At 47.9% G+C, this 12,028-nt stretch carries 9 protein-coding genes; 4 read left to right on the forward strand and 5 right to left on the reverse strand.

The window, feature by feature from the left end; all coding sequences use genetic code 11:
• Window positions 1-124: 124 nt before the first annotated feature.
• From D3H65_RS30255 to D3H65_RS30275, 5 genes are read right to left on the reverse strand one after another with little or no spacing between them, the layout of a single operon-like run.
• Window positions 125-460: an antibiotic biosynthesis monooxygenase family protein gene (locus D3H65_RS30255; protein ID WP_162915881.1), complete on the reverse strand. Its 336-nt coding sequence runs from the start codon at window positions 458-460 to the stop codon at window positions 125-127.
• A 60-nt stretch (window positions 461-520) separates the two neighbouring features.
• A complete protein-coding gene (locus D3H65_RS30260) occupies window positions 521-952 on the reverse strand; it encodes a RidA family protein (protein ID WP_211345574.1) in 432 nt (143 codons plus the stop codon).
• A gap of 5 nt (window positions 953-957) precedes the next feature.
• Window positions 958-1,404, reverse strand: a complete 447-nt coding sequence (locus tag D3H65_RS30265) for an SRPBCC domain-containing protein (protein ID WP_119053890.1) — start codon at window positions 1,402-1,404, stop codon at window positions 958-960.
• Between the two features lie 59 nt (window positions 1,405-1,463).
• On the reverse strand, window positions 1,464-2,000 hold the full coding sequence (locus D3H65_RS30270; RefSeq protein ID WP_119053891.1) for a DUF4199 domain-containing protein: 537 nt from the start codon (window positions 1,998-2,000) through the stop codon (window positions 1,464-1,466).
• A gap of 7 nt (window positions 2,001-2,007) precedes the next feature.
• Window positions 2,008-2,436 carry a VOC family protein gene (locus D3H65_RS30275; protein WP_119053892.1) on the reverse strand — a complete coding sequence of 143 codons (429 nt, stop codon included), beginning with the start codon at window positions 2,434-2,436 and terminating at the stop codon, window positions 2,008-2,010.
• A 108-nt stretch (window positions 2,437-2,544) separates the two neighbouring features.
• Between D3H65_RS30275 and D3H65_RS30280 the strand changes: the two genes are divergently transcribed.
• The 4 genes from D3H65_RS30280 to D3H65_RS30300 all read left to right on the forward strand — a co-directional run bounded on the left by D3H65_RS30280 (window position 2,545) and on the right by D3H65_RS30300 (window position 12,024).
• Window positions 2,545-3,525 carry a GlxA family transcriptional regulator gene (locus tag D3H65_RS30280; RefSeq protein ID WP_119053893.1) on the forward strand — a complete coding sequence of 327 codons (981 nt, stop codon included), beginning with the start codon at window positions 2,545-2,547 and terminating at the stop codon, window positions 3,523-3,525.
• 359 nt (window positions 3,526-3,884) lie between these two features.
• A complete protein-coding gene (locus D3H65_RS30290; protein WP_119053895.1) occupies window positions 3,885-7,190 on the forward strand; it encodes a SusC/RagA family TonB-linked outer membrane protein in 3,306 nt (1,101 codons plus the stop codon).
• A 25-nt stretch (window positions 7,191-7,215) separates the two neighbouring features.
• Window positions 7,216-9,141, forward strand: coding sequence for a RagB/SusD family nutrient uptake outer membrane protein (locus tag D3H65_RS30295; RefSeq protein WP_119053896.1), 1,926 nt, complete (start codon window positions 7,216-7,218; stop codon window positions 9,139-9,141).
• A gap of 33 nt (window positions 9,142-9,174) precedes the next feature.
• A complete protein-coding gene (locus tag D3H65_RS30300; protein WP_119053897.1) occupies window positions 9,175-12,024 on the forward strand; it encodes a SusC/RagA family TonB-linked outer membrane protein in 2,850 nt (949 codons plus the stop codon).
• Window positions 12,025-12,028 lie beyond the last annotated feature (4 nt).

The following is a 12,028-nucleotide window of genomic DNA, read 5'->3' on the forward strand; positions in this document are numbered from 1 at the left end:
GTCCCGCTTCGGCGGGACTTTTTTTTGTAGGCTGCCGTAAAATGCTCCTCCATTTATTATTGTACAATATAATAAGGAAAGCCCCTCCTTTCGGATGGGGGCTTTTCAATAGGTACAAACCGGCTTAAGTATTCGGCCCTGCGGGTAGCTGGGGAATTAACGCTGGTAACTCCTGGATGCGCGGACCAAAGAAATTATGCAGCGGTTGGAATACGATGGTCGTCTCCCGGTTGATCTGTAGCTTGATGATCGCTGGTTTCATCCGGTTTTCCAGGAACCGTTCAAATCCCTCCTGCGAATCCCACACTTCAATAATGCGGTAGCCCGTTTCCGTAGGGTGGGAGATATGCTGGTAAATGCCCGGCTCCGGCCTGAGCTCTACACCCATTTCATCAATAATGCTGCGAAATTCCCGGTGAGTGATCCCAGTTACGTTCATGGTCATTACAACAGTTTGCATGGCTATAGTTTTTAAGTGTTAAACCTTGGAATGCGAATGCAGGTACATTCTTGCCCCTGATCATTTGGCGGCAATGGCGTCGATCTCCAGCAGCCACTGACTATCATAAATGCCCGTGATAATAATTGTCATCGAAGGTTCGTGCGCACCCAGTACCTTATGTCTTACCTCATAACTCTCCCCGCGGTATTTTCGGTCCGATAAATAGATCGTAAAACGCACAATGTCCTGTAAGGTCATATTGGCTGCTTTCAATTGTAGCTCAATATTTTTCCAGACCAGTTCAGCCTGCGATCTGAAATCCGGGGGCACCTTTTCCTTTTCATCTTCCGGCACCTGGCCACTCACAAATACCAGTCTTTTAAAGCCTTTGATCTCGTAGGCCTGTGAAAAGGAAGCACCGGTGGGGTTGATAGACCGGTGCTTCATGACAGAACAGGCTGATCCGGTTAACACATATAGTGTCAACACGCATAAAGCAAGTGTTCTCATGACTTTTATATTGTTGGGGGAATATTGTCTTCTACCACCTTTTTGAGCGACTGCAGCATGGCTGCCCAGTTCTTGTCGGATTCCTGTCGGCTTTCTTCGGATCGGTTATTGTCCTGGCTCAGTGATACACTGGTTCGATCTCCTTTGGCCAATAGATCAATAGTAACGGTATGGTAGTTTTCAGGCTTGTCTTCCTGGCCCGTCAAAGGACTATAATGACTGTATTGTAACCGATGCGGCGGCTGGATATCCAGTATCTCACCTTTATCCTCATACTGTGTTCCCTTCCATTCGCCCTTCCAGGTGATACGGCTGCCTTTCTTCCATTCCGATCTTACCGTAGCGCCAAACATAAATTGTTTGATAGCCGCGGGATCCACCAGGGCCTGCCATACCTGGGCAGGTGTTGCATTGATCAATGTATTGGCTGTGGAAATGAGATCTGGTGTCATAACTATACTTTTTATGGGTGAAATAGGGTATGTCACTTTGCAAATACAGCGCCACCGTATCAAACCACCATTTTGCCCTGTGTATTGTAAGTTGCCTGGCTGGCACCACTGGCAGTCTTCTTGCTTTTCTTAGGTATGATCAGGCTCACCAGCGTTGAAAAAACAAGACCCGTTACAGGACCTGCCAGGATGCCGGTAACGACATAGGTAGTCAGGTTAAATTGATTAATGGCCTCCGGCCTGGTCATTAAATTGTTGGCTGTTGTATAAGCGATCAGGTTATCAAATAATTGCGGCGATATAAGCTTTGTGGCAATGAGGGTAGTAACGATCCCTAAAAGTGTAATGAACAAGGTCAGCATCATACCGCTGATAAAGCTCTTTTTAAAACTGATGTGGCCGCCATAAAAGTTGTTACGCTTATCAATGGCTGCCAGCCAATACACTACCACAGCCGGTATTAATATCGAGGTATTGAACACCTGGTTATATTCAATACGGTCGCTGTCCAAAGCGAAAGCTTTGCCAATAAGGGCCCATACCAGGCTGACAGCCGAAAAGATGAGGCCCCATTTCAACTCGATCCGGTATTTCATGGTTGGATTATTTAACGGGTTTTATATAATTGAACATCCATTGAATGCCAAACTTGTCTTTACACATCCCAAAGAGTTCCCCCCAGCTTTCCTTGCCGAGTGGCATAATGACCGTGCCTCCCGCCGAAATACCATTGAACAATCGATGGATATCTGCTTCATTGTCTACCGTAATGGCCAGGTGAAAGTTGTCGCCCGGCTGCAGCTGTTGATTTAAAGAGTCAATGACATCTGTTCCCTTCAGCGTAACATGGTCGCCAATAGGCAGGCTTATGTGCATGATCCGCTGGCGATCCGCCTCCGGCATTTTTTCACTGCCCGGCATATCGGCAAAACGCATCAAAACAGTAAAGTTTCCTCCGAAGACCGACCGGTAAAAAAGAAAGGCCTGTTCTGTGTTGCCATTAAAATTCAGGTAGGGCTCTAAAAGCATCATGTGTTGTGTTTTATAAACCAAATGTATGTCGCAATCAACGACAGGATTATTGGTCCTGCGACAAAATGGGGTGTTGATTGCGACAACTGCTAAGGCTAATTTTGTAGCATGAAACAGATCGGTATTGTGGTGCCTGAGCAGGCGATAACCTCAAGTATCCTTGATACAAAAAGATGTTTGACCAGTGCCAACGAATATTTACAGGCAAAAGGTGAACAGCCTTTATTTAAGGTAGACCTGGTGGGATTTCGGAAAGAGATCCGGCAGGAGGGAGGAGCCGTTTGCCTTACCTGTGATAAAACATTGGACCAGACAGAGATATATGACCTGGTGATCGTGCCGGCTGTTACCGGCGATGTAATGCGCGTCACCCAGCTCAACCGGCATTACTTGCCTTGGTTAAATAATCAATATAAGAATGGCGCCGAGATCGCCAGTTATTGTGTGGGCGCCTTCATCCTGGCCGGCACCGGCCTGCTCAAGGGCAGGCGATGCGCCACCCATTGGATGTATGCTGCGGAGTTCAGGGAGTTTTATCCCGATACCATCCTGGTCGATGACAAGATCATCATAGAGCAAAATGGTATTTATTCCAGTGGTGGTGGTACTTCCTATTGGAATTTGCTGATGTACCTGATGGAGAAATTTACGAGCAGGCAAATTGTTATGTCCCTGGTAAAGCATTTTTTACTGGATACCGAAAGGACCAGCCAGGCTGCTTTCATGGTCTTTACCGGGCAAAAAAAACATGGCGATGCGCTGGTGCTGAGCGTACAGGAATATATTGAGCAGAATTACCGGGAAAAGATCAATATTGACCAACTGGCCGAAACCTTTGCCATAGTGAGGCGCACCCTGGAACGCAAATTTAAAAAAGCCACCCACAATTCCATTGCCGAATATGCCCAGCGTATAAAAATTGAAGCAGCCAAAAAGGCGATAGAAGGAGGCCGTAAGACCATGCATGAAATTATGTATGAAGTAGGCTACAGTGATATGAAGGCCTTCCGCGATCTCTTCCAGGGCATTACCGGTCTTACCCCTGTGGCCTATAAAAATAAGTTCAACAAGCCCATCTCTCTGTATTGATCAGGATCACTGTTGTCAAGCCAACTATTTGCCTCGGACAGCGTTTTATAGCTGACGTAGTAGTAGACGTATATACAAATTATTGATTATCAGTTACCTTTTTTTAAAGTGTAGTGGTTTTGACGTAGGTGATTATTTGGATATTCTTTCTCCAAATCCAAAATTGCATGTTGTAACTAAAACCCCAAACGATATGCTTGCGAATTCTACACACTCCTATCCGTGTATGCCCAACTACTACCGTCGGATTCCATCCGGCCACCTTCATAAGACTAAATTTTCTTCTCCCGATTTTACGATTTAGCAAACAGATCATACGGTAAGATTTTTCTTTTATCACCAAACAACTGATGAGAATCATGAACAAAGGACAACTTTTGTGCAGGCTTCTGCTATTCTTGCTGGCCATCGTCGTACAGCAGGAAGTATGCGCACAAACAAGAAAAATTAGTGGCACTGTCAAAGATGAGCAAGGTGCCCCCATTCCCGGCGCCTCTGTAGCAGCCAACAAACCAGGAAGCACTTCCATTGGTGTTGCCACCGACGACCAGGGTAATTTTTCACTGACCATCGATGCTTCCTACAAAACATTAAGCATAACAGGCCTGGGTTATGCAGCACAGAATGTACCAATAGGCAGCAAGTCCGTCTTCAGCTTTAAGATGCAAAAAACGGATGCAGACAACCTCACCGATGTGGTGGTGATAGCCTACGGCCAGCAGAAAAAGGCCTCCGTCACTGCCGCCATCAGCACCATCAGTGCAAAGGAAATTGTACAGTCGCCCGTAGCCAATATCAGCAACTCCCTGGCTGGTCGCCTGCCAGGTTTGATCTCCGTACAAGGTACCGGCAAACCGGGTGCAGACGCCTCCAGCCTGTATATCCGGGGTATTGGTACCTACACCGGTAACACCGCCCCCCTCATCATGCTCGATGGTATCGTGCGCGACTCCTATAATGATATCGACCCCAACGAAATTGAAAGCATCAGTATCCTGAAAGATGCCGGTGCCACCGCCGTGTTTGGTGTGCGTGGTGCAAACGGGGTAGTCCTCATCACTACCAAGCGTGGTAAAGAAGGCACACCCAAGATCAGCGCTACCGTTCAAAGCGCCCTCAACCAGTTTACCCGCATGCCCAATTACGTGAACTCCTATCAATACGCCACCCTGCGCAACGAGCAGATCTTTGAGACCTGGTGGCAGCAGCATGCCAACGATGCGGATGTGGCAGGGAAGGCCGACGGCTGGGCAAAATTCGTGGAGAAAAGAAAAACAGGGTATGTTCCTCAATACACCGACGAGGACCTGAAATATTATCAGAATGCCCATACCCCCAAACTGGCCAACGGTTCTCCCAATCCTTATTATGATCCTTATTTCCACCCCGACCAGGATTGGCAAAAGCAGATCTATAAAGATGTTGCCCCCCAAACACAGGCCAACGTGAATGTTTCCGGTGGTACCAAAGGCATGAAGTACTTTATTTCTGCCGGTTATTTATCACAAAGAGGTTTGTTCAATACCGATTATATGCCTTTCTCCAAAGAAATGGACTACAGAAAGGATCGTTATAACTTAAGAGGCAATTTCGACTTCCAGGTAACCGACAACCTCAAGGTCTCCGTTGATGTAGGGACCCAGTTCGTACAGGTTTCCGGTATGAACAACGACGGGTACAACTACGAGAAGAACCTCATGTGGACCAATCCCATGGGCTCTCCCGGTTACATCGATGGCAAGTTTGTGTTCATCTGGCAAAAGACGGCCGAGCAGTTCAATCCTTTGTACAGCCTGGCCCAGCGCAATGCCTATAACCTCAACAACAACAGCCTGCTCAATTCAGCGCTCAACGTTACCCATAAACTGGATTTCATCACCAGGGGACTTACTGCCAACGTGAAGGTTTCCTACGACAGCTATTTCTCCAGCACGGCGGGTGGTCAGTCGTACCCCGTAATGTGGGCGGCACGCGAAAATCCTAATGGCGATAAGCTGAACCCGATCCTGGTGCAACTGAACAATGAAGCGCCTTCTCAAAGATGGCAAAACTGGTATTCAGGCAAGTGGCGTACCTGGTATGCAGAGTTTGCCTTAAACTATAGCCGCACTTTTGGCGATCATGCCATTACAGCTTTGGCCATGGCCAACCTCACCAAGACCTACGACCCCAATCTGCAATTCAAACTCCCGCATGCTTACCAAAGCCTGGTGGGCCGGTTGACCTATGCCTACAAGGGAAAATATCTGGGCGAGTTGAACATGGGTTACAACGGATCTGAAAACTTCCCCGAAGGGCAGCGCTTTACGTATTTCCCGGCCGTGTCATTGGGCTGGATACCCAGCAAAGAAGATTTCTGGCGGGAGAACGATGTGGTTACTTTCCTGAAGCTAAGAGGATCATACGGTAAAGTAGGTAATGACAAGATAGGCAACAACCGCTACCTCTACCTGGCCGATGTATGGGCTTATAGCGGTACTCCTGGTCCTGTAGCCGGATATTATTTTGGCCAGTCCGGTTCCAATCGCAACAACGTACGGGCCGCATTTGAAAGCAGGCTGGGCAACCCCAATGTTACCTGGGAAACTGCTGAAAAAGCCAACCTGGGTTTCATCGCCAATTTCTGGAAGGATAAGATCACCGCAGAGTTTGATGTTTTCACCGAACATAGAACAGGTATTCTCGGCCGTAAAGGAACCGTTCCCGGCATCGTGGCTGCCGATCTGCCTTTGTATAACTTAGGTGAAGTGAAGAACAGGGGTATGGAACTCGATCTTTCCTACCGTGATAAAGTAGGCAGGAATTTCAACTTCTGGGTAAAAGCTAATATCGCAACGAACCAGAATGAGATCGTGTTCCGTGATGAGGCCATCATTCCGGGATTGGAGTACCAGGCCTCCACTGGCAAGCCCATCAACCAGGGTTCTTATTTACAAGCCGATGGATTGTACACCTCCTGGTCCCAACTGTATGAGGTGGATGCCAGCAACAATCCTATTTTGTCCAAACCCGTGTTGGCAAAAGGTGCGGATGGAAAGACCTATAAAAATGCCAGCGGCCAGGATGTTTTACAGAAAGACCTCACTTTCGGTAATGTGCCTTTACAGCCTGGCGATGTCAGGTTACAGGATATCAACTACGACGGTGTGATCGATAACAAGGATTATAAAAGATCCGGATATACCAACATCCCGGAGTTGACCTACGGTATTTCATTCGGATTCAGCTACAAAGGGTTCGATATGTCCTTATTGCTGCAGGGCGCTGCCCGTGTGGCCGCCAATCCAATGCCCGCCACCAACCTCCATTTCAACGGCACTACCGAAGCGTTGTTTGAAGTAGACTGGGCACGTTTCACCCCTGAGCGTTATGCTGCCGGAGAAGACATCCGCTTCCCCATTGCCGCCTATAATCGTCAGGCATACCAAAATACTTACTTCAACCTGAATACTTCTTACATACGGCTGAAGAATGTAGAAGTGGGTTATACTTTCCAACGTGGTATCCTGAGTAAACTGGGCGTTGGTAATGTTCGTGTATATGCCAACGGATTTAACCTGTATACCTGGAGCGAGAATAAGATCTGGGGTGATCCGGAAAACATGGGCTTTATGGGTTATCCCCTTACCCGCACCTACAATGCAGGTATTAATATTGGATTTTAATGCTTGAACAGTAAAAAGAAAATCAATGAAAAGATTATATATCTGCCTGGTGCTGGTAACCGTGATCGTTACGGCCGGCATAATGACAGGTTGCAAAAGAGAATTCCTCGAAAAACCAAAGGGTGGTGACATAACAGTGGACACCGTTTTCCATACACAAAAGCAGGCCAATTATGCCATCGCCGATATGTATGGCTGGTGCGTGCCCACTGGTTTTGTAATGAACAACTCCGCCGATAGCCGCGAAGATGTGCTCACCGACCAGGTACACCTCCTGCTGCCCGGCGCCAACTGGGTGGCTGGTAACCTCAATTATCAATATTATGTAGTAGGTGGCATGACCCCAACTACCAGTATTGACAGAGGCCCCATTCCCCAACGTGGCAATACCGCTGCGAATGCCTTTTCAGGATGGTATAAGTCTATCCGGAAAGCCAACCTCGTTCTGAAGTACATTGACAAGGTAACCGACGCTCCCGAAGAATGGAAGACCGATGTCAAAGCCCAGGCATTGTTTTGCCGCGCTATGGCCCACTACAGCGCTTTCCGTTTATTCGGAGGTATTCCCATCGTAACCGAGCCGTTAGCGGGCGACGGAAAGATCGACATTCCCCGTGCTTCCATTCAATCACTGGTAGATACCCTGGTGAAATGGTGCGATATGGCTGCCGCCAATTTGCCGGCTACCAGGCCCACCACCGATTATGGCAGGATCACTAGCCTGGCTGCACTGGCCCTGAAGGCAAGGATCTTATTGTACGCTGCCAGCCCCTTGTACAATACCCCTCCGGGTATGACAGCTGCTATTGCAGGCGCCCGTTACAACGATGGCAGGGATACCGTATTGGCTTACCCATCTTACAGCAAAGAACGTTGGAAGCGCGCTGCCGATGCAGCCAAAGCCGTGATCGATGCCGCTCCTGCATCCGGCGTGCTTTTATACAATACAGGAAAACCCCTTACCACCGCCAAAACAGATAACTATGCCGGTCTCGGCGATTATGAAGCCGTTTGCAACAACGTTCTCGGAACCACCGGCACCTACGGTAGCCCCGAAATGATATTGGTAAATACCTGGAATCAGAATGATCCCAACCGCGATGGATGGGCCGACTGGGGCAGGTACAACTCCTCCAAGGTGCGCATGCAGGAATGGGGCGCTAAAAATAATGTGCCGGTTGAGTTCTTGCAGTTGTATGAAAAAAGAGATGGCACTAAGTGGACTGCCACTCCTTCAGGAACTGATTTCAAAGCCTATTTCGAAGGCCTCAACCTCGATCCCCGCGCTTATCAGTCACTTGCCTGGGGCGGCCAATGGTACAATGGCGGTAAAACTTTCCTGGCCTATTACAAAGAATCTGCTGACAAGGCTTATGCGAAAGGTAGATTGGCCGACGATACCAACGCTGGTGATAACTACGGTAGCGCCGTTGAATGCGCCAAATTTATTGCCCGCGTTGACAACAACAACGACAACCACTTCGCCTGGCCCATATTCCGGTTGGCTGAATTCTATTTGAGCTATGCCGAAGCAATGAATGAATACACTGCCCTGGCGCCTGAAGCATTCCAGTACTTAAACCTCATCAGGCAAAGAGCAGGTATGCCCGATAAAGATGGAACCATGCTGCCCGACCAGGAAGCTTTTAGAAAAGCCATCCAGAACGAGCGTACAATAGAACTGGCATTTGAGGATCACCGCTATAATGACCTGCACCGCTGGCTCACTGCCCATATAGTGTTGAACAAGGCCCTCAACGGATTTGCCGTCACCGCCTCTGCCAATGGTATTATCCCCAAGCCCACCAACCCGTTCCTCAACTGGAACCTGGTGAGCTATGGCACCAGAACGTTCCCTGTTAAATATTACTATGTGCCCTTCCCTTATACCGAGATCAGTATGAATTACCTGGGAGGAAAAGGCTGGGATGGTCAAAACCCCGGATGGTAACAACTGTTTATTTGAACGATTAACCAGAAAACAATGAAATATAAAAATATAAGTCTTGCTTGCGTGGTCTTGTTGTGCGGGTTTACGGCAAGCCAGGCACAATCAACCAACGCCAGCTTACCAGATACCATTGCTTTATTTGCGAAGCCTGCAGGCAGGATCATTGACCAGGGCCTCAGGGCCGAACAAAGCTGGAGAACTACCGGCGCTATATTTACCATCACCGGTGAAGAATTGGCGAGAACGAATGCCGGTAATTTACTCAACACCTTACAGGGAAGGATCCCGGGATTGACCGTAACAACAGGCGCTGGTGAGCCCGGGTACGATAACCCTACCTTATACATGCGTGGACAAAGCAGCTGGAATATTGCCGGCAATGCCATCGCCATTTACCTCGATGGATTCCAGGTAGACCTCAATGCCTTATCCGCACTCTCTCCGTTTGAAATAGAATCCATATCCTTATTAAAGGATGCCGCAGCATTGGCTATTTATGGATTTGATGGCGGTGCAGGCGTATTAAGTGTGCGCACCAAAGAAGGTACCACCGCTGGCAAAACAAAGATCGAGGTAAATGCCAGGTACGGAAACCTAAGGCCAATATCCATGCCCAAAGTAATGGATGCATATGGCTACACTACAGCTTATAACAAGGCCTTGCAGAATGATGGATTGCCCATCAAATATTACAATCCGGAATTGTACAAGGCAAAGGATGATCCTTTTCACCCCAATGTGAACTGGTACGATAAAATATTGAACAATAGCTCTGCCACCCAGGACTACAATATCTCTTTCCGCGGCGGCAACAGCAAGGCCAGGTTTTTTGTGTTGGGTGGTTATACCGATTTCTCCGGCGCTTATAAAGATGCCGATGCCATCGACCAGGATTTTGGCACCAATGCCAAATACAGAAGGCTGAACTTAAGGGCCAATGTAAATGTACAGGCCACTAAGAACTTGTCTATAAAAGCAACCGTTTCCGGCGTTAGCGAAGATCGCAGCACACCCGCTGGTTTTACCGCTTCCTCCCTTTTCTCCAATTTGTTGCGCATACCGGCGGCTGCCTTTCCTGTAAAGAACCTCAACGGTACCTGGGGCAATAATGCGGTGTATAATTTCAACCCCGTACAACTGTTAAGGCAAAATGGTATTTATAACTCTCATACGAGAAGTATACAAACCAACGTAAGCTTTACCCAAAAACTGGATGCCCTCGTCAAGGGATTGTCTCTTAATGGAGGGATCTCTTACAGCAACCTGTACATAGGTATATATGAAAAACGCTTCACCGTACCTTCATTTGAAGCCACAAAAGATGCCTATGACAACCCCGTTATTGATGGTACCGGCAATGTGGTGTATAAGGTATTGGGTGCAGTAAGTCAGGGTATCACCGATGAGGGCAACGATCACTGGAATAGAAATTCCATCCAGTTAGGATTTAATTACGACAGATCCTTTGGCAAACATACGTTTACAGGTATGTTGCAGGTAAACCGCTCCAACTACACCCACGATGGTCAGTTCTATCCGGTAGTGAAGGAAGGGGTACGCGGCGCAGTTACCTACGATTATGACCAAAAGTATATTGCCGATCTGTCATTCTCTTATGCCGGTTCCGGCGATTTCAAGGCAGGCGATCGGTATGGTGTATTCCCCGCATTAGGTTTGGGATGGATAGCCAGCAAAGAAGCGTTCCTGGCCAACAATAAAGTGATCAACTTCCTGAAAGTAAGGGCTTCTTATGGCCTCACTGCCAATACCAACGAAGCCTATCGCTTCTTATTCGAAAGATGGGGTATCACCGCTCCTGGCATCACATTGGGTACAACCAACAGCGGATTTGGCGGACGTACCGAAGGAGATTATCCCAATGCCGATTTCACCTGGGAAGAAAAATCGACAGCTAATATTGGTGTTGACCTGACCATCCTGGAGAAGTTGAATGCCACCATCGATGTATTCAGAGAAAAGAGGACCGGTATACTGGAAGCTCCTGTGGGCGTTCCTGCTTATACAGGATTCAACCTTAGAAATACCAATAGTGGAGAGGCCGTAAACAGCGGGGTTGAAGTGTCGCTTCAATACCGTGACAAGACAAAGAGCAGCCTCGAATATTATGCGGGAGTAACTTTTGCTTACGCCCATAATGAAATAACCAAAAGGGCCCAGGATGCACAGCCGTTTGACTACCTGTATCAGAAAGGTTACAGGATCAATCAATTCCGGGCATTGCAAAATGCCGGCTTCTACCAGGTATCAGATTTCGAAGCCAATGGCAACCTGAAGGCAGGCGTTGCCAAGTCAACCTATGGCCAGGTGCGCCCGGGCGATCTGAAATATGTTGACATCAACAGCGACGGCATTATCAATGATTATGATAAAACACCCCTGAAGTTTACGAAACTTCCTGAGATCACCCTTGGTTTCAACATCGGTGTTAAATATGCAGGATTTGATATCGATGCCTTTGTACAGGGTGTAATGAACAGAACCGTTAGTTTGTTGGATGATGCGTTTGAATATACCCATCCTTTGGCCAACAACAACAACATTACCGCTTTCTCCAACAATCCCTGGACCCCCGAAACAGCCAGCTCTGCCACTGCCCCCAGGTTATCTACCCTGGTAAATGCCAACAACAACCAGCAGGCCGAATTCTGGCTTCGTAACGGAAACTTCGTCAAGTTGCGCAGCGTTGAACTGGGCTATACCCTGCCGGCAAAAGGATTCCTGAAGAAATTTGAAGTGCTGAGGTTGTATGTAAGCGGTAACAATCTGCTGAGCACAAAGATTGAAGGGCTGGAGCCGGAAAGACTTTCCATGGGTTATCCTTTGATGAAGACAGTTACACTGGGCGCTAAAGTAAAATTCTAGTACG

Origin of the sequence: Paraflavitalea soli (assembly GCF_003555545.1) — a bacterium.
GTDB classification, from domain to species: domain Bacteria; phylum Bacteroidota; class Bacteroidia; order Chitinophagales; family Chitinophagaceae; genus Paraflavitalea; species Paraflavitalea soli.

What these genes read in the sequence shown, in the direction of transcription:
- D3H65_RS30255 (WP_162915881.1), bottom strand. Translation starts at nt 460, where the DNA reads ATGCAAACTGTTGTAATGACCATGAACGTAACTGGGATCACTCACCGG.
- D3H65_RS30265 (WP_119053890.1), bottom strand. Translation starts at nt 1,404, where the DNA reads ATGACACCAGATCTCATTTCCACAGCCAATACATTGATCAATGCAACA.
- D3H65_RS30260 (WP_211345574.1), bottom strand. Translation starts at nt 952, where the DNA reads ATGAGAACACTTGCTTTATGCGTGTTGACACTATATGTGTTAACCGGA.
- D3H65_RS30280 (WP_119053893.1), top strand. Translation starts at nt 2,545, where the DNA reads ATGAAACAGATCGGTATTGTGGTGCCTGAGCAGGCGATAACCTCAAGT.
- D3H65_RS30300 (WP_119053897.1), top strand. Translation starts at nt 9,175, where the DNA reads ATGAAATATAAAAATATAAGTCTTGCTTGCGTGGTCTTGTTGTGCGGG.
- D3H65_RS30290 (WP_119053895.1), top strand. Translation starts at nt 3,885, where the DNA reads ATGAACAAAGGACAACTTTTGTGCAGGCTTCTGCTATTCTTGCTGGCC.
- D3H65_RS30275 (WP_119053892.1), bottom strand. Translation starts at nt 2,436, where the DNA reads ATGATGCTTTTAGAGCCCTACCTGAATTTTAATGGCAACACAGAACAG.
- D3H65_RS30295 (WP_119053896.1), top strand. Translation starts at nt 7,216, where the DNA reads ATGAAAAGATTATATATCTGCCTGGTGCTGGTAACCGTGATCGTTACG.
- D3H65_RS30270 (WP_119053891.1), bottom strand. Translation starts at nt 2,000, where the DNA reads ATGAAATACCGGATCGAGTTGAAATGGGGCCTCATCTTTTCGGCTGTC.